Here is a 19,095-nt window from a genome sequence, read left to right as displayed (position 1 = left end):
GGTGACGACGCCGGCGCCCGGCGGGGTGGCGTCACCGCCTCGGGCGTGGCCGAGTCGATCGATCTGTGGTGCGGTCAGTCGTTCAGATTGATGAAGACGGACTGGGATTCGGTGTACTCGTCGAGCGAGTAGGCACCCATCTCACGGCCCCAGCCGCTCTTGCCGAACCCTCCCCAGGGTGCGCCCGGGTCGATCAGCGGCAGCTGGTTGACCAGGACGGTCCCCGCGTGGATGCGCATGGGCAGCGAGTGCGCGGTCGTGAGGTCGCGGGTCCACACCACGGCGGCCAGGCCGTAGTCGGTGTTGTTGGCCCGGGCGACGGCCTCGTCCAGGTCGTCGTAGGGCATGATCGAGAGCACCGGACCGAAGATCTCCTCGCGAGCGATCGTCATGTCGTCGGTGACTTCTGTGAAAACGGTGGGCCGATAGAAGAATCCGCGCTCGAGCTCACCGGCGACACGTTCACCGCCGGTGACGAGTTCGGCACCCTGGGCCCGTCCGGCCGCGACATACCCGTCGACGCGGGCAAGGTGCTCGGCCGACACCAGCGGCCCCACCACGGTGCCGGGGTCCGCGCCGGGACCGATCGGCAAGGCGTCGGCCGCAGCGGCGATCTTCGTCACGAACTCGTCGGCCCGGGATCGGTGGACGAAGAACCGGGTGAACGCACCGCATGCCTGACCGGTGTTGAACAGTGCGCCGTGCAGGTTGCCGATCACCGCGGCGTCGATGTCGGCATCCGCAGCGATGATGCTCGGCGCCTTGCCGCCGAGTTCGAGTCCGACGCGCTTGAGGGTGTCCGCAGAGGCCCGGACGATCTCCTGACCGACCGCGGTGGAACCGGTGAACGAGATCTTGTCGACACCGCCGTGTGCGACCAGCGCCTTGCCGACCTCCGGACCGCCGGTGAGCAGGTTCACCACCCCGGCGGGAATCCCTGCCTCGAGCACCAGCTCGACGAGCCGCACCGTCGACATCGGAGTCTGCTCTGCGGGTTTGAGCACAGCCGCGTTGCCGGTCGCCAACGCCGGGGCCAGCTTCCAGGCGGCGATGTCGAGCGGGAAGTTCCACGGTGTGATCAACCCGGCGACGCCGAGCGGCCGGCGCACCTGATAGGTGAACTGCCCGGGGATCGATACCGGCGAGACCTTGCCCTCCAGCTTGGTCGACCAGCCCGCGTAGTAACGAAATGTCTGCGCCGCCAACGGAATCGATACACTTCGGCTGACCGAGATGGGCTGTCCCTGATCGGTCGTCTCGATCGTTGCGAGTTCCTCGGCGTTCTCCTCGATGAGTTCGGCGACCCGCCAGAGGATCTTGCCGCGGGCATCGGGGGTCATCGACTGCCAGGCGTCGGACTCGAAGCCGGTCCGCGCCGCCGCCACGGCGGCATCGACATCCGCGGCCCCGGCCTCGGCATAAGTACCGATCGCCTCGCCCGTCGCCGGGTTGATGGTCGTGCCGGTCGCGTCGGTCGATGCGTCGACCCAGTGCTCACCGATGAGTAGTGTGCTGGCGGCCATGGACAGTCTCCTTCAGGTCATGGGGTGGGTAGAACGTCCCACGCCCTCTGCCCGAGGGGCACGTATCCGGTCCGGTCACCGAACCGTCGGAGACTCCTGCCCGCCTGCCTGAACGAGCAACCGGAGCACCAGGCGGATCTTGTCGAGCACGGCCTCGGCCCGCTCGCCGGAGCCGTAGATCGCGTGCTGCAGGATCAGGCCGTCGGTCGCCCCGAGGATCATCGCTGCGATCGATCCGTCGGGATCGTCGATCCCCACGTTTTCCAGCGTGGCCGCGACCTCCCCGATGTAGATGTCGTACACGGCGACGACCCGTTCGATCGGCACGCCGCCACGGACCCCTCGAAGCAGGTAGTCGTACTGCAGCATCGCCCGGTTGCGTTCCCCGGAGACGGTGTTCATGAAGTCGCTGCCGAACTCGTCGATGCTGTCGGCGCGGATCGGCCCCTCCGCGACGTCGAGGTGCGCGGCACGTTCGAGTGCCTGGGTGATCATGGCGTCCCCGGAGCCGAAGTAGAAGCGGACGAGACTGTGGGACAACCCGGCCTGCGCGGCCACCGACCGATACGTCACCTTGTCGAGGCCCCGGGTGCTGGCGATGTGGATCGCCGCATCGAGCAGGCGGATTCGCGTTTCCGGGTCGCCCACCGCCTCCTCGACCGGGCCGTCCGCGGGGCCACCTGCCGCCGTCGCGGAAGCATGCGCCATGTCGTCCTCCCCCACTCACTACTGCTCATCGACATCCGTTCGCCACCCGGCATGCCCGATGGTCACCGGCATGCCCGATGGCCACTACAGTACGGATTCCTGCTCACCCCGGTGGGCGCGGCGGGGCGGTGTGGTGGCGCGACCGTGGCCCGCGGGCATGTCACGACCCGACCTCTCCGGGCGGGATCTGTCTCGGAACCCGGCCTCAGACCCCGACGGAACCGAAGAAGGCGTCCATGGCCGCGACCACCTCGGCCGCCTTCTGCTCCATCACCGGGATCATTCCACCGTCGATCTCGACGACCTCGACCGACTTGGCGTGCGGGTATGCGGCGGCGACCCGGTCTCGGTGCGGATAGGACACCGGATCGTCGGTGCTCGCAAGCACCAGGATCGGTGCCGTCACCAGTCCGACGCGCTCCTCCATGCGATATCGACCGCACGCGAGGTGCCCCTCGGCCGGATCCACGCCGGGGGCGAGCGCATCGCGGATGTACCGGTTGAGGATGTCCGGCCGGCCTTCCGGGTACATGAGGGATCGCTTGGCCCACAACGTGATCAGGTGTGACCCGTCGTCTCGAACCCGGGCGACGTCGACCGGTCCGTCGGGGCCGTGTGGATCTGCGGCGGCCGCGGCACCCGTCATCTCCCGAACGACACCGTCGCGGAACCCGGCGTCGGCGTACTCGGCACCGGAGAGCACCGTGGCGGTGACCCGCTCCGGTGTGGCCGCGGCGACCTCGGAGGCGACGAACATCCCGGTGTGGTGACCGACGACGGCGAACCGGTCCACCCCCAGCGCATCGAGCAGCGCGATCGCCCCGGCGGCGTACTGCTCGATGGTCTGGGGTGTCCCCGCCGGCGGTTTGGCCGACATCCCGAATCCGTACATGTCCATGGCGATCACGCGGCGTCCACGTGCGAGCAGCGGCAGCACCTCCCGGTACTCGTCGCAGGATCGCGGCGTCTGGTGCAGGAGCAGAACCGTGGACCCTTCGCCCGCCTCGGCGTAGTGAAGCAGACCCAACGGTGTGTCGACGTACGCGTATCGGACGGGCGACGCGGCCGGGTCCGGTGCATCGTGACGGTCGGGAACCTCGATCATGGACACTCCTCGACTCGGTGGGCAGATCGCGTCCCATCACATCCCCCGCTTCCACCGTCATCCACATCCGGGTTCGGTGACCGAACCGGACCGGCACATGTCGCGGCGAACGCCACATCCGAACGGGCCCGTGACCGGTCGTGGTCCGGCGCGCCGGCCACACCGTACGCAAACGACCGAGAACGTCGTCGACCGAAAACCGCCCGTGACCGAATCCCCGTCACTACTCTCGTTGTCCAGATGGACAACGTTGCATGCCGTTAACAAGGAGAACGGATGGCGGCAACACGCCGCGTCCAGACTTCCTGCCATCCGCCATGTTTTCCAAATGGACAACGAAAGAGGTCAAGGCAATGACTCTGATCACCGACCAGTCCGGCACCCTGTCGGCGACCGACACTGTCGACCTCACGGCACGGACGGGATACCCCGTCTCCGTACTCGGCAAGGCCCACCTGTTGCTGGCGGCGTTCCACTCCGGTCCGGCCACCATGGGACTCACCGAACTGAGCAGGCGATCGGGGGTACCCAAGGCGTCCGCACATCGCCTGGCCGTCGAACTGGCCACCCTCGGTCTCCTCGACCGGAGCGGCGACGGATACCAGCTCGGCTGGCGCATCTTCGAACTCGGCCAGCTCGTGCCGGGCCCTGCCCAGCTCCGGGCGGTCGCACGCCCGGCGCTCATGGACCTGCGCACCGGCACCCGCGGTGTCGCACACCTGGCCGTGCCGCAGGGCGACGACTGCGTATACCTGGAACGACTGAGCGGCCGACGAGAGATGCGACTGCTCGCCGCGGTCGGTTCACGGGTCCCCAACCATCGGACGGCGTCCGGCCATCTCTTTCTGGCCTACGGAGCCCTCACACACAGGGTCCGGGCCACCGACGAGGTACTCGGCGGATTCGGCGTCCGCACCGAGGACGAGCTCGACCGGCATCTGACACAGATCCGCGACCGGCGTCACGCCGAGGAGGAGCACCGTCTCGTCCCCGGCTTCAAGACGGTCGCCGTCCCGGTCTTCGCCCACGGCACCACCCAGTTGGTGGCGGCGATCTCGATCACCATGTCGGCCGACCGCAAGGACGATCAGCAGGTCCTGCACGCACTGTGGGCGGCGTCTCGCGACATCACCGGTGGGCTCGCCCGAGCCGACCGGGAGTGGGCGGCCGACAACGGCCGCCTGGTCTCGTGACCGAACCGGCCCGAACGCCGGTCCGGTGATCGAACCCCGCGATGGGAAACCCGTGCAGACCGGCGCAGACTGCACACGCCGATGTCCATCCATTCGAGGAGGTACCGATGTCTGCCGCAGCAGCACAACAGCTTTCGGTCGACACCACCGGCCGCGCCCTCCACTCGCCGCATGACGGGTTCTTCATCGCGGTGACCCGCACCCCGGTCGCCTTTCGACCGGACGCGCGGCCACCTGCCCCGGACCGGGAGAGTCCGGTCATCCTGGACTGCGCCGATCTCGCTGCGGCACAGCGCCGTTCCCACCGACTTCCGGCCACGACACCGGACGGGCACCCCGTGGTCCCGGTGCTGCAGGCGCTGGCCGTCACACCCCACCGCAGCCGGTCCGACAGCGGCACCGGCGTCCAGGTCCTGGACGCGGCACGGTCGGTGGCGAGCCTGGCGATCGACCTCCGCCTGATCGGCATCGCCCGCGGTCTGCTCGTCGTCGCCCCTCATATCCCCGACATCGACCGGCTGCGCGAGGAGATCGTCGACGAGCTCCGGCACACCGGTCACCCCACCCGTTGCACCATCGCGGGCTGGGTGTTACCCGAAGGATGACCGACCGCACGAGGCCGGGGTCGCCGGCCTCCCCGCGCACATCCACCACGCAAAGGAGTTGACCCACTTCATGTCACAGCTACGACGCACCCTGATGCGCCGGACCGGTATCGGCCTCGCCGGCGCGGTGGCGGGCGGTATCGCGGGCCTGGCCATCGGATCCCAGGACCGATGGCTGGTGGAATCCGAACTCCCCCGCACCATCTCCGTCGAGACCGACCCGCTCGACCAGATCCCCCAACAGGCCGACGTCGTCGTGATCGGGGCCGGTATCGCGGGGATCACCACCGCCCTCCACCTCAACGAACTGGGTCTGCAGACCGTCGTGTTCGAGAAGGGACAGGTGGGTGCCGAGGCCTCCGGCCGCAACTTCGGATGGGTGTACACCAGTGGCTTCCATCCGGACAAACTCCCGCTCGCCGTCGAGGCGAAACGCCAGTGGTTCGGCTATGCCGACCGATTCGGGTTCGACATCACCGCCCGCCGCAGCGGCAACACCTTGCTGCTCGAGGGCGAGCCGGAGGTCGACGAACTCGGCGGGTGGCTGGCACATGCCACCGAACATTTCCCCGACGACATCGACGCCCGGGTGATCCGGGGCGCCGAACTGGATGCGGTGATCCCCGGTGCGAGCGCACGTTTCGTCGCCGCCCTCCACCACCCCTCCGACGGCACCGCCGAACCGACCCATGCGGTGCCGCTGATCGCGCAGGGCGCCCGCGCGGAGGGCGTGTCGGTGTTCGCACCGGTGGCGGTGCGCGGGATCGAGACGGCAGGCGGTGCCGTGCACAGCGTCGTCACCGAACGCGGTGAGGTGCGTACACCTCGCGTCGTGGTCGCCACGGGTGCATGGACCCGACTGTTCCTCGGCAACCTCGGCGTGGACTATCCGTCGCAGCTGATCGCGTCGCCGCTGGTCCGCCTCGGCGGTGGAGGGACCGCGGGACCGGGTGCCGGAGCCGGCGGCCCGATCGCCTGGCGTGAGCAGCTCGACGGCTCCTACACGATCGGTGTGGCCAAGCACGCGGCCCCGATCGTCGCCGACAGTCTCGCGGTCGCCCGGGCGTTCTTCCCGTCGATGGTGCAGACGGTGCGCGCCCCGGGGCCGAGAATTCTCACCGTGGTCGCCGGCAGCGACCTGCCCGCGTCGCTGCGCCGGCCGCGGCGTTGGCGCAACGACGAGATCAGCCCCTTCGAGACGGGTCGGGTCCTCACCGCACGATCCCTGCGCAAGGAGGTCGATGCGACGATCGCGAATGTGCGGGAGTTCTATCCCGGTCTCCGCTCGGCTCGCGTCGTCGAACGCTGGGGTGGGGTCATCGAGGCCACCCCGGACTCGACCTCGGTGGTGTCGGAGATCCCCGAGATCCCCGGGCTGTTCGTCAACGCCGGGCACACCGCCCAGGGGTTCGCACTCGGACCGGGTGCGGGGAAGCTGGCCGCCGAACTCATCGCGGAGAAGACACCGTCGGTCGACCCCACACCCTTCCGGTTCAGCCGATTCCACGACGGTTCGAAACCGGTCCTCCGCGAATTCATCTGACGGCCGTCAGGCAGCGCCCGCCTCCTCGACCTCTCCCTCCGCGAGCCGGCCGGCCGCGGACCCGGGCGCCGACTGGTGCGCGGGTCGTTTGAGGAACAGGGTGGCGATCGCCCCGACGAACAGCACCAGCGCCGGCAGGTACAGGGACTGTCCCAAGGCCGTCGCGAACGGTTCGCGGATCATCGCCGGCAGCTGCCCGACGGTGTCGGAGTGTTCGGTGGTGTCCACCCCGGGAAGTTCCGCGGCCAGCCTGGTCTGCATGATCGCGCCGACCGCTGCCGCACCGATGACCGAACCGATCATCCGCGTGGTGTTGTACACGCCGGCACCGGCGCCGGCCTGATACCAGGGCAGGTTGCGGGTCGCGGTGGCCGCCAGCGGTGCCCAGATACCGGCCGACGAGACGCCCATCAGGCACAGCGGGATGATCAGCTCCCACACCGGTGTGTCGGGCCGGGTGATGAGTCCGAGCCAGCCCACCGAGATCGCCTGCAGCAGGAGGGCACTCGCGATGATCGCGCTCGGATGCGTGCGGTCGAGGACCCGACCGACGATCGGCGCCAGAATGCCGGTGAGCAGGGCCTGCGGCACCATCATCAACGCCGAGCGGGTCGGCGACATCCCGCCGACGAGCTGCAGGAAGAACATGGTGGGGATCATCAGTCCGGAGATCGCGAAGCCCATCGAGGCGATGCCGAGGTTGGACAGGGTGAAGTTGCGATCCCGGAAGAGCGACAGGGGCACCAGCGGTTCGTTGCGCATCCTGGCCTGCCAGTAGACGAACAGGATCATCACGGCCGCACCGCCGACGATCAGCGCCCAGATCCAGCCGGACCAGTTGTAGGTCTCGCCCTCCTGGATGCCGAACACGATGGCGAACAGGCCGACCGCCGACAGCACCACACCGATCCAGTCGAAGTGGTGGTCATGGGTCTCGACGTCGGGCACCAGGGTGGCGGCCAGGACCAGGCCGATGATGCCGACCGGCAGGTTCACGAAGAAGATCCACTCCCAACCCAGGGAGTCGGTGAGCACCCCGCCGAGCAGCGGGCCGACCAGAGTCGCCACGCCGGCGACGGTCCCCCACACACCCATCGCCGCGCCGCGCTTCTCCGGCGGGAAGATGCGCGTGATCAGCGCCATCGTCTGCGGGGTGATCAAGGCCGCACCGACGCCCTGGACGGCGCGGGCGGCGATGAGTTCGCCGATGCTCGTGGAGAATCCGCACCACACACTCGCCGCGGTGAAGACCAGCAGGCCCACCTGGTAGACGCGCTTGGGTCCGAATTTGTCACCGAGTCGACCGGTGATCAGCAGGGGGACGGCGTAGGTCAGCAGATAGGCGCTGGTGACCCAGACGACGCCGTTGACATCGGTGTGCAGGGCCACCTGGATCTGGGGCTGCGCGACGGCGACGATGGTCACGTCGACGAGGATCATGAAGAATCCGACGCACAACGCCATGAGCGACAACCAGGGCCGGTTGGTCACCGGCGCGAAGGTGGGCAAGGTCATGGGTTCAGGCTTTCTGGTTCGCGGGCCGTTCGGCCTCGGAAGGCGAATGTGGTTGGGAATAGGGAGAACCGGGGTCGTCGAGCCACTCGATGGTGCCCTCACGCAGTCGGGTGAGCAGGTCCTCCACCCACTCGACCTGCGCACGCAGGGTGGCGATCCGGCAGCCGCCGTCGAGGACGAACATCTCGGGCTTCCCCTGCGCCCGCACCTGTTCGATGGAGTCGACCGCATCGCCGAGGTCGGCACGCATGGCGTCCACCCGGAGCGCGAGGAGTTCGATGACGCGCTCACGCGGCAACGCATGCGCCTCGGCCAGGGCGAGATACAACTCGGGGTACTCGACGGGGTGTCGTCCCAGGACGAGTTCCAGGCCCTCGGCGAGGGCCGTGATGCCCGCCTGGGTGATCGCATAGACGGTGCGTTCGGGCCGGTTGCCCTCACGCCGGATCTCGTGGACCTCGATCAGTCCGTCGGCGGCGAGCCGGTCGACGGCGTGATACAGCGTCCCGGGGCGGAACCGCGCGAGCCGGTCCTCCTTGCGTTCGAGGGCGGTCTGGACCATCTCGTACGGATGCATCGGACGCTCGCCCACGAGCCCGAGGACCAGGATCGCCATCGGCGCCAGCGGTCGCCTGCTCACACGACACCCCCTTGCTCCAAACGAAATATTCCATGTGGAATATACCGCTCCGAAGAAGCTGCGCCAAGTGGCCCCACGGATCCGGCCATGTGTCGGATTCCTTCACTACTGTGGAACGCATGGCCCATGACACCAACACCCGCGACGAGACACCCACCGGCCAGGGCGTCTATGTCACCGGTGGCCAGGAGTTCGTCCGCGACACGCAGTACATCACCACGCGGATCACCCGCGACGGCCGCGACGGGTACCCCGTCGAGGCGGGCCGCTACCGGCTCGTGGCCGCCCGCGCCTGCCCATGGGCCAACCGCACGCTGATCGTCCGTCGCCTCCTCGGTCTCGAGGACGCCATCTCGCTGGGCCTGTGCGGCCCCACCCACGACGCCGACTCGTGGACATTCGATCTCGACCCGGGCGGCGTCGACCCGGTGCTGGGCATCCCCCGACTGAAGGACGCCTACGAGAAGCGATTCCCCGGCTACCCCAAGGGCATCACCGTCCCGGCCGTTGTCGAGGTCGCGACCGGGGAGGTGGTCACCAACGACTTTCCGCAGATCACCATCGACTTCGAGCTGGAGTGGACCGAGTTCCACCGGCCCGGCGCCCCCGAGCTCTACCCCGAACACCTGCGCGCCGAGATCGACGAGGTCGCCCAGGGCGTCTACACCGAGGTCAACAACGGGGTCTACCGCTGCGGATTCGCCGGCAGCCAGGAGGCCTACGACAAGGCCTACGTGCGGCTGTTCACCAAGCTCGACGAACTCTCCGAACGCCTGTCGACCCGGCGGTACCTGGTGGGCGACACGATCACCGAGGCCGACATCCGGCTGTTCACCACCCTGGCCCGCTTCGACGCGGTCTATCACGGCCATTTCAAGTGCAACCGCACGAAGCTGTCGGAGATGCCTGTCCTGTGGGCCTATGCGCGTGACCTGTTCCAGACCCCGGGCTTCGGCGACACCACCGACTTCGCCCAGATCAAGCAGCACTATTACATCGTCCACCGCGACATCAACCCGACCGGCGTCGTCCCGCTGGGCCCCGACCTGCGCAACTGGCTGACCCCGCATCACCGTCAGGAACTCGGCGGTTCTCCGTTCGGAGACGGCACACCCCCACCCCCGCCACGACCCGTCGAGATCGTGCCCGCACAGAACTGGGTCCCCACCGCATGAGCGCTCAGGAATCGTCTGCCCCGTCGTCCAAGACGGTCCAGGTCACCGGCAACCTGCTCGACAAGGCGCAGCGCCTGCAGGCACCCGCCGTCGCGAAGTACGTGCGCGCACTGCGCGACAAGTACCCCGACGAGTCCCCCGCGCAGATCATCACCCGACTCGAGAAGCGCTACCTCACCACGGTCACCGGATCGGGCAGCGCCGTCGGTGCCACCGCGGCCATCCCCGGGGTGGGAACGCTCACCGCCCTCGGCGCGGTGACCGGCGAGACCGCCCTGTTCCTGGAGGCGTCGGCGCTGCTCGCATTGGCCGTCGCCGAGGTGCACGGCATCGGTGTGCACGAGGTGGAACGTCGCAAGACTCTGGTGCTGACCGTGGCCCTCGGCGAGGAAGGTCTGGCCCGGCTCGGCAAGGTGGTCGGTACGCAGGGCGGTGCGCTGCGCCGGCTCGGTGGGGCGGCGGTCCCCGGCGGATCGTTCACCTCACTGAACCGGACACTCGTCAACCGGGTCGCCAAGAAGTACGCGTTCAAACGTGCACCCGTGCTGATCGGGCGGGTACTGCCGGCCGGTATCGGTGCGGTGATCGGCGGCGCCGGGAATCGAGCGCTCGGCAAACGCGTGATCGCCAACGCCCGTGAGGCATTCGGCCCGGCTCCGGCGCACTGGACGATCGACGGCTCCGTGATCACCGAACCGGGGCTGCCGACCGGGAAGAAGTGACCCGGTCCCTTCCGGACACCCGGACCACCGAGGTCCGAGTCGCCCGCGACCCCGACGGCGACACCGCACCACCGACCACCGGCTGGCTGCGCCGGCTCGCCGCAGACTGCCGGCACCACCGACGGCTGGTGGCGATCACCCTGACCGTCACCCTGATCGCGGTGGCCGTCGACCTGGTGGCACCGCTGCTGTCCAAGGCCGCCCTCGACCGCGCCACCCACCCGGATGTGGCGAGTACCGGACTGACCATCTCGGCGATCGTCACGCTGCTGATCGGACTCGCGCTGGTGCGCTATGCCTGCCAGTTCGGGCGGCGCCTGACCGCGGGCCGGTTGTCGGTGGAGGTCCAGAACTCGCTGCGGCTGCGGCTGTTGCACACGATCCTTCATCTCGACGGAGCCGGCCAGGGACAGATCCGCACCGGTCAGATCGTGTCCCGCTCGATCTCGGACCTGCAGATCGTGCAGGGCCTGCTCGCGATGGTCCCGTTGTCGGCGGGCGCCGCGGTGCAGGTGGTGATCGCGCTGGGCATCATGGCCTACCTGTCACCCCTGCTCACCCTGATCGCCCTGGCCATCCTGCCGCTGGTCGCCTTGTCGGTGGTGCGCAACCGTCGTCGGCTCTTCGCCGCGACCTGGTCGGCGCAGCAGGCGGCCGCCGACGTCGCCCAGCACGTCGAGGAGACCGTCACCGGTGTCCGCGTGGTCAAGGGGTTCGGCCAGGAGTCCCGCGCGGTCGACGAGCTCGTCGGGCTCGGGCGCGACCTGTTCGGAAAGCGGCTGCGCGCCGGGAAGATCAATGCCCGTTTCGCACCCACCATGGCCGCCATCCCGCAACTCGGGATGGTCGCGGTGATCGCCGTCGGCGGATACCTGACGCTGCACGGCACCATCACCGCGGGCACCTTCCTGGCCTTCGCCACCTATGTCACGTCGATGACCGCCCTCGCCCGGCTCCTGACCAACCTCGTGGTCAGCGGTCAGCTGGCCCGGGCCGCCGTCGAACGTGTCTACGACGTCATCGACGCACCGACCGACCCCGACGAGACCGCCACCGGCACACTCCCCGACGGGCCGCTCGGGGTGGACCTCACCGACGTCGGCCTCGCCCACGACGGACGCACCGTCCTCGACGGCATAGACCTGCAGATCGCGCCGGGTGAATGCGTGGCCGTGGTCGGGCCGCCCGGGTCGGGGAAGTCGACGCTGGCCGACCTGGTGGCCCGGTATCGGCGCCCGGATGCCGGGCAGATCGCCCTCATCGAACCCGCAACCGGTGCAACCGGCTCGCCGCGGGCACATCCCCTCCGCGACCTCTCGCCCGCCGCACTGCGTGGCGCGGTGAGCGTGGTGTTCGACGAGCCGTTCCTCTACTCCGACACCATCGCGATCAACATCGCACTCGGCGAACCCCGCGAACCGGGTACCGCCGCCGCCGACCCCCGGTTGCGGGCCGCCGCGGAGGCCGCCGACGCCCTGGAGTTCATCGAAGCGCTGCCCGACGGCTTCGACACCGTCGTCGGCGAACGCGGTCTCACCCTGTCCGGCGGGCAACGCCAGCGGATCGCGCTGGCCCGCGCGCTCTACGCGCGGCCCCGCGTCCTGATCCTCGACGACGCCACGTCGGCCGTCGACGCCGCCACCGAGGGCCGCATCCTGCGCGGGCTGCGCAACACCGGCCCGGCCGCCTCGCCGACGACCGGTGTGAACGGGGTCCATGCAACCACCACAACAACCAGGCCGACCATGCTGGTGCTCGCGCATCGCCGGTCGACGCTGATGCTCGCCGACCGCGTGGCCGTCCTCGACGAGGGGCGGCTGGTCGACATCGGGACCGTCGCCGAACTCGACGCCCGCTGCCCGCAGTTCCGGACCCTCCTCTCGCCGGGCCGCCCCGAGCAGCCGCAGGTGCCGGTCACCCTGGAACCCACCGCCGAACTGGAACGGGCACTGTGGCCCGACGAGGTTCCCGACGCCCCCGAGCGGATCTCCCGCGCCACTCCGACACCGGCGGGTGGTGCGGGTGGTGGACGCGGTGGACGCGGAGGCGGGGTGTCCGGTGCGCTCGGTTCGATGCCGGCCACACCCCGGGTACTCGCCGCGGTCGAGGCCCTGCCCCCCGCCGACGAGGACCCGCAGGTCGACGTCGCGGCCATGCGCGCCGACAACCCACGGTTCTCGCTGTGGGCGCTGCTGCTCCCGGTACGTCTGCTGATGGCGGTCGCGATCGTGGCCATCACCGTGGACACCCTCACCGGACTGGTGTTCCCAGGACTGGCCCGCACGGTGATCGACGCCGCCACCCGCTCCGACGAACGCACACTGCTCATCGCGACCGGCATCGGCCTGGTGACCGTGGCGATCGGCTGGGTCGCCACCGCGGCGATGACGCTGTACTCGACCCGTGCGGGTGAACGGGTGTTGTTCGGCCTGCGAATCCGCAGCTACGCGCATCTCCAACGGCTCGGCCTCGACTTCTACGAGCGCGAACTGTCCGGCCGCATCATGACCCGGATGACCACCGACGTCGACGCGCTCTCGACGTTCCTGCAGACCGGGTTGTCGACCGCGATCGTCGCCGTGCTCACCCTGGTCGGCGTCACCGCAGCACTGTTGGTGACCAGCTTCGACCTCGGGATGCTCGTCCTGCCGGTGTTTCCGATCATGATCGCCGCGACCGTGATCTTCCGGCGGATCGCCGCGCGCGCCTACACCCGATCCCGCGAACTCATCAGCACCGTGAACGCCGACTTCCAGGAGAACATCGCCGGACTCAAGACCACCCAGGCCTACGACAACACCGACGTCGCCCTGTACCGGTTCACCGCACGCACCCGCGACTGGGTGGCGGCCCGGATGACCTCCCAGCGCGCGATCTCGATCTACTTCCCGTTCATCACACTGATGAGTGACCTCGCGGCCGCGGTCGCGATCGCGATCGGCGCCCACCAGATCGCGACGAGCTCGTTGTCGGCGGGCACGCTGATCGCCTTCCTGTTGTATCTGTCGCTGCTGTTCGGTCCGGTCCAGCAGCTGTCGCAGGTGTTCGACGGCTACCAGCAGGCCGCGGTCGGCCTGCGCCGGATCGGGGATCTGCTGCGGACCGAGACCACCGTCGCGGTGCGCCCCGACGCCCGCGATCCCGGTGCCACCCGATTCCTCGGCGACGCCGAACTCGACGGCGTCGGCTTCCGCTACTCCGGCGCGGCACGAGACGCGCTGTCGGGGGTGGATCTGCACATCCCGCCCGGTTCATCGCTGGCCCTGGTCGGCCGGACCGGCGCGGGCAAGTCGACCATCGTCAAACTCCTCGCCCGCTTCTACGACCCGACCACCGGTTCGGTGCGGATGGACGGCACCGACATCCGCGAGCTGACCCTCGAGGGATACCGCCGGCACATCGGCCTGGTCCCGCAGGAACCACATCTGTTCACCGGTACTGTCGCCGACAACATCGCCTACGGCAGGCCCGACGCGGATCGGGACGCGATCACGGCGGCGGCGGCGTCGGTCGGGGCCACCTCGATGATCGCCGGACTCGACGGCGGCATGCGTCATCCCGTCGGCGAACGCGGGCAGGGCCTGTCCTCGGGGCAGCGGCAGCTGATCGCCCTGGCGCGCGCCGAACTGGTCGAACCCGATCTGCTGTTGCTCGACGAGGCGACCGCCACCCTCGATCAGGCGACCGAGGCGACGGTGCTGGCCGCGGGGGCCGCGGTGACCCGCCGGCGCACCTCGGTGATCGTCGCGCACCGGCTGGCGACAGCGGCCCGCGCCGATCGGATCATGGTGGTCGACGACGGCCGGATCGTCGAGTCGGGAACACACGACGAGCTGATCACGTTGGGTGGAAGGTACCGCGCGTTCTGGGATGCAGGTGTCGATCCCGGCACGGGCGGTCGGTCGTGGGCCGAGGACCCCACCCGATGAGGTGGTCGACGGCCTCGGCACCCGCGCGGACGGCGCGGCGCGCAGTGATCTCCATCGCAGTGGACGGCTGGGAGGACTGCCCGCCGCGGACCAGACGTCGGACGCGTACCATCTTCAGGTGGTTCACGACTTGTCTTCACAAGAGACTTTCGGCGTGAGTTGGCGACCCGGCACCAGAGGGAATTGAGGCGAGAAACCGCTGTGAGCAGTTCGACATCCGAAACCGACTTCGGGCAAAACGAATGGCTGGTCGAGGAAATGTACCAGCAGTATTTGAAGGATCCGAACTCGGTGGATCCGAGTTGGCATGACCTCCTGAAGACTTACAAGCCCGGCGGCAGCGGCGCCACCGCACCGGGTTCCACCCCCGCCCCCGCGGCAAGCACCAACGGCACCAAGCCGTCCACCACTCCGTCCGCCCCCGCCGAGCCGAAGAAGTCTCGCCCGGTCACCCTCGACCAGGGTCCCGCCCCGCACACCGCCACCCGCAAGGCCCCGGCCCGGGAGTCGTCGGCCACCAAGGCCGCCTCCGGCCAGAGCGTCGCCAGCCGCGACGGCTCGGCCCGTTCACAGACCGCCAAGGCCAAGGCCCCGACCACCACCCCGGGCGTGACCGAGGACACCACTGCGGTGCTCCGCGGACCGGCCGCCGCCATCGCCAAGAACATGGCGGCGTCGCTGCAGATCCCGACCGCGACCAGCGTGCGCGCGGTGCCGGCGAAGCTGATGATCGACAACCGCATCGTGGTGAACAACCACCTGTCGCGAACCCGTGGCGGCAAGATCAGCTTCACCCACATCCTCGGATTCGCGATCGTCCAGGCGATCAAGTCGTTCCCGAACATGAACCGTCACTTCGCCGAGGTCGACGGTAAGCCCAATGTGGTGACCCCCGCCCACACCAACCTCGGTCTGGCCATCGACCTGGTCGGCAAGGACGGCAACCGCACGCTCGTCGTCGCCGCCATCAAGAGCTGCGAGTCGATGGGCTTCGCGGAGTTCTACACCGCATACCAGGACATCGTCCGCCGTGCCCGTGACGGCAAGCTCACCGCCGAGGACTTCGCCGGTGTCACCGTCTCGCTGACCAACCCGGGCACCATCGGCACCGTGCACTCGGTGCCACGCCTGATGAAGGGCCAGGGCGCGATCATCGGCGCCGGCGCGATGGAGTACCCGGCCGAGTTCCAGGGCGCCAGCGACGAGCAGCTCGCCGAGCTGGGCGTGGGCAAGCTGATGACCCTCACCTCGACCTACGATCACCGGATCATCCAGGGCGCGGAGTCGGGCGACTTCTTGCGCACCATCCACCACCTCCTGCTCGACGACGCGTTCTACGACGAGATCTTCACCGCCTTCCACGTCCCCTACGAGCCGGTCCGCTGGCGCCGGGACGTCCCCGCCGGACTGGTCGACAAGTCGACCCGCGTGCTCGAGTTGATCGCCGCATACCGCAGCCGCGGTCACCTGATGGCCGACATCGATCCGCTGATGATGGACAGCGATGCGCGCAAGAGCCATCCCGACCTCGACGTCCTCACCTACGGCCTGACCCTGTGGGACCTCGACCGCACTTTCAACGTCGGCGGCTTCCACGGCCAGGACAAGATGAAGCTGCGCGACGTCCTGTCGATCCTCCGCGACGCCTACTGCCGCCACGTCGGTGTGGAGTACACCCACATCCTCGAGCCGGAGCAGCAGAAGTGGCTGCAGGAGCGGGTCGAGATCAAGCACGTCAAGCCGCCGGTGGCCGAGCAGAAGTACATCCTGAGCAAGCTGAACGCGGCCGAGGCGTTCGAGACCTTCCTGCAGACCAAGTACGTCGGCCAGAAGCGCTTCTCGCTCGAAGGCGCCGAGTCGGTGATCCCGATGATGGACGCCGTGATCGACCAGGGCGCCGAGCACAAGCTGCACGAGGTCGTCATCGGCATGCCGCACCGCGGGCGCCTCAATGTTCTCGCCAATATCGTCGGCAAGCCGTACTCGAAGATCTTCACCGAGTTCGAGGGCAATCTGAACCCGTCGCAGGCGCACGGTTCGGGTGATGTGAAGTACCACCTCGGCGCCGAGGGCAAGTACTACCAGATGTTCGGCGACAACGAGATCAACGTGTCGCTGACCGCCAACCCGAGCCACCTCGAGGCCGTCGACCCGGTGCTCGAGGGTCTGGTCCGCGCCAAGCAGGACCTGCTCGACGAGGAGGATCAGTTCAAGATCCTCGCGCTGATGCTGCACGGCGACGCCGCATTCGCCGGCCAGGGTGTCGTGGCCGAGACCCTGAACATGGCGATGCTGCCCGGCTACCGCACCGGCGGCACCGTGCACATCGTGGTGAACAACCAGGTCGGGTTCACCACCGCACCTGAGCACTCGCGCTCCACCGAGTACTGCACCGACGTCGCGAAGATGATCGGCGCGCCGATCTTCCACGTCAACGGCGACGACCCGGAGGCCTGCGTCTGGGCCGCCAAGCTCGCCGTCGACTACCGCGAGGCCTTCCGCAAGGACGTCGTGATCGACCTCGTCTGCTTCCGCCGCCGCGGACACAACGAGGGCGACGATCCGTCGATGACCCAGCCGGCGATGTACGACGTGATCGACACCAAGCGCGGTGTCCGTAAGTCCTACACCGAAGCCCTGATCGGTCGTGGTGACATCTCCACCAAGGAGGCCGAGGACGCCCTGCGCGACTACCAGGGCCAGCTCGAGCGGGTGTTCAACGAGGTCAAGGAACTCGAGAAGTACCATCCGGAGCCCAGTGAGTCGGTCGAGGCCGACCAGGCGCTGCCGACCAAGCTGGTCACCGCCGTCGACAAGACGGTGCTGGAGACGATCGGCAACGCCTTCGGCAACACCCCGGAGGGATTCACCCCGCACCCGCGTGTCAAGCCGGTCCTCAAGCGCCGTCTGGAGATGTCGCGGGAGGGTGGCGTCGACTGGGCGTTCGCCGAACTGCTCGCCTTCGGTTCGCTGGTCCTCGAAGGCCGCACCGTGCGCCTGTCCGGTCAGGACTCGCGTCGCGGCACCTTCACCCAGCGCCACTCGGTCCTGATCGATCGGGACAGCGGGTCGGAGTACACCCCGCTCAACCACCTGCAGCCGATCGACGGCGACGAGGAGTCGATGGGCCTGTTCCGCGTGTACGACTCGCCGCTGAGCGAGTACGCGGTGGTCGGCTTCGAGTACGGCTACTCGGTGGGCAACCCGGACGCGCTGGTGTTGTGGGAAGGCCAGTTCGGTGACTTCGTCAACGGCGCACAGTCGGTGATCGACGAGTTCATCAGCTCCGGCGAGGCCAAGTGGGGTCAGCTCTCCGACGTGGTGCTGCTGCTGCCGCACGGCCACGAGGGCCAGGGCCCCGACCACACCTCGGGCCGCATCGAGCGGTTCCTGCAGCTGTGTGCCGAGGGATCGATGACCGTGGCGCTGCCGTCCACCCCGGCCAGCTATTTCCACCTGCTGCGTCGGCATGTGCTCGACGGCATCAGCCGCCCGCTGATCGTCTTCACCCCGAAGTCGATGCTGCGCAACAAGGCCGCCGTCAGCCCGCTGTCGGACTTCACCGACGACAAGTTCCGGTCGGTCATCGACGACCCGAGCTTCGAGAAGGGCACCGCCGACCGCGACAAGGTCAAGCGTGTGCTCCTGGTGAGCGGCAAGCTGTACTACGAGCTCGATGCCCGCCGTGAGAAGGAGGGCCGCGAGGACATCGCGATCGTCCGCGTCGAGCAGCTGTACCCGGTGCCGCACCGACGCCTACGCGCCACTCTCGAGCAGTACCCGAACGCGACCGATTACGTGTGGGTCCAGGAGGAGCCGGCCAACCAGGGTCCGTGGCCGTTCTTGGGTCTGTGGCTGCCCGAGCTGCTGCCGGACCTGCTCAAGGGACTGCGTCGCCTGTCGCGCCGCCCGATGTCGGCACCGTCGTCGGGCTCCAGCAAGGTGCACGCCGTCGAGCAGCAGGAGATCATCGACGGGGCCTTCGCGCCGACGGACATCTGAGACGTTCACTGACGAGAACGGGCGGGGCAGGCGATTCGCTTGCCCCGCCCGTTCTGCCGTCGGATTCAAGGGGGTTCAGCCCTACGCTCCTCGACAGTTCACTCACCGAAGGTGTGGCGCCACCTCCGAGGTGCTCACCATCCGACGTCGGCCGGCGGAGGTTTCGACACGCCTCGTCGCTCCGCTCCTCATCGGCTCAACCATCAACCCGTACTTGCGGAGGTTTCCACACGCCTCGTCGCTCCGCTCCTCATCGGCTCAACCACCAACCCGCACTTGATGATTGAGCCGGGACCGAGCATCGCGAGGACCCGAGTCAACGCCCGCAACCCGACCGACAGAGGTTTCCACACGCCTCGTCGCTCCGCTCCTCATCGGCTCAACCACCAACCCGCACTTGATGATTGAGCCGGGACCGAGCATCGCGAGGACCCG

General features: G+C 68.6%; 12 protein-coding genes. 7 read left to right on the top strand and 5 right to left on the bottom strand.

The features are described 5' to 3' along the window. Positions 1-74: 74 nt before the first annotated feature. The 3 genes from ACWDUA_RS16950 to ACWDUA_RS16940 all read right to left on the bottom strand — a co-directional run bounded on the left by ACWDUA_RS16950 (position 75) and on the right by ACWDUA_RS16940 (position 3,336). A complete protein-coding gene (locus ACWDUA_RS16950; protein WP_449752167.1) occupies positions 75-1,523 on the bottom strand; it encodes an aldehyde dehydrogenase family protein in 1,449 nt (482 codons plus the stop codon). 75 nt (positions 1,524-1,598) lie between these two features. Further along, on the bottom strand, positions 1,599-2,231 hold the full coding sequence (locus tag ACWDUA_RS16945; protein ID WP_449752166.1) for a TetR/AcrR family transcriptional regulator: 633 nt from the start codon (positions 2,229-2,231) through the stop codon (positions 1,599-1,601). Positions 2,232-2,436: 205 nt separating this feature from the next. Then, positions 2,437-3,336 (bottom strand): alpha/beta fold hydrolase, encoded by a 900-nt coding sequence (locus ACWDUA_RS16940; RefSeq protein WP_449752165.1) that lies wholly within the window; start codon positions 3,334-3,336, stop codon positions 2,437-2,439. Positions 3,337-3,689: 353 nt separating this feature from the next. Here ACWDUA_RS16940 and ACWDUA_RS16935 point away from each other — a divergent pair, with 353 nt between their 5' ends. The 3 genes from ACWDUA_RS16935 (at position 3,690) to ACWDUA_RS16925 (ending at position 6,677) form a co-directional block, all read left to right on the top strand. Further along, on the top strand, positions 3,690-4,529 hold the full coding sequence (locus ACWDUA_RS16935; protein WP_449752164.1) for an IclR family transcriptional regulator: 840 nt from the start codon (positions 3,690-3,692) through the stop codon (positions 4,527-4,529). Between the two features lie 107 nt (positions 4,530-4,636). Continuing rightward, positions 4,637-5,134 (top strand): hypothetical protein, encoded by a 498-nt coding sequence (locus ACWDUA_RS16930; RefSeq protein ID WP_449752163.1) that lies wholly within the window; start codon positions 4,637-4,639, stop codon positions 5,132-5,134. A gap of 70 nt (positions 5,135-5,204) precedes the next feature. Then, complete coding sequence (locus ACWDUA_RS16925) at positions 5,205-6,677, top strand: NAD(P)/FAD-dependent oxidoreductase (RefSeq protein WP_449752162.1); 1,473 nt, start codon at positions 5,205-5,207, stop codon at positions 6,675-6,677. A 6-nt stretch (positions 6,678-6,683) separates the two neighbouring features. On the opposite strand, the gene ACWDUA_RS16920 is transcribed toward ACWDUA_RS16925, so the two are convergent. Next, positions 6,684-8,192 carry an MFS transporter gene (locus ACWDUA_RS16920; protein WP_449752161.1) on the bottom strand — a complete coding sequence of 503 codons (1,509 nt, stop codon included), beginning with the start codon at positions 8,190-8,192 and terminating at the stop codon, positions 6,684-6,686. 4 nt (positions 8,193-8,196) lie between these two features. Continuing rightward, positions 8,197-8,808 (bottom strand): helix-turn-helix transcriptional regulator, encoded by a 612-nt coding sequence (locus ACWDUA_RS16915; RefSeq protein WP_449752246.1) that lies wholly within the window; start codon positions 8,806-8,808, stop codon positions 8,197-8,199. Positions 8,809-8,951: 143 nt separating this feature from the next. Here ACWDUA_RS16915 and ACWDUA_RS16910 point away from each other — a divergent pair, with 143 nt between their 5' ends. From ACWDUA_RS16910 to ACWDUA_RS16895, 4 genes are all read left to right on the top strand, one after another. Then, positions 8,952-10,007 carry a glutathione S-transferase family protein gene (locus ACWDUA_RS16910; RefSeq protein WP_449752160.1) on the top strand — a complete coding sequence of 352 codons (1,056 nt, stop codon included), beginning with the start codon at positions 8,952-8,954 and terminating at the stop codon, positions 10,005-10,007. Next, complete coding sequence (locus ACWDUA_RS16905; RefSeq protein WP_449752159.1) at positions 10,004-10,729, top strand: hypothetical protein; 726 nt, start codon at positions 10,004-10,006, stop codon at positions 10,727-10,729. The genes ACWDUA_RS16910 and ACWDUA_RS16905 overlap by 4 nt, the downstream gene beginning before the upstream one ends. Continuing rightward, on the top strand, positions 10,726-14,658 hold the full coding sequence (locus tag ACWDUA_RS16900; RefSeq protein WP_449752158.1) for an ABC transporter ATP-binding protein: 3,933 nt from the start codon (positions 10,726-10,728) through the stop codon (positions 14,656-14,658). Before ACWDUA_RS16905 ends, ACWDUA_RS16900 begins: the two co-directional genes overlap by 4 nt. A gap of 258 nt (positions 14,659-14,916) precedes the next feature. Beyond that, complete coding sequence (locus ACWDUA_RS16895; RefSeq protein ID WP_449752245.1) at positions 14,917-18,660, top strand: multifunctional oxoglutarate decarboxylase/oxoglutarate dehydrogenase thiamine pyrophosphate-binding subunit/dihydrolipoyllysine-residue succinyltransferase subunit; 3,744 nt, start codon at positions 14,917-14,919, stop codon at positions 18,658-18,660. Positions 18,661-19,095 lie beyond the last annotated feature (435 nt).

The sequence above is a fragment of the Gordonia sp. NPDC003376 genome (assembly GCF_053589235.1).
The sequence above is the reverse complement of the archived record's forward strand: the minus strand, read 5'-3'. Positions and strand labels throughout refer to the sequence as shown.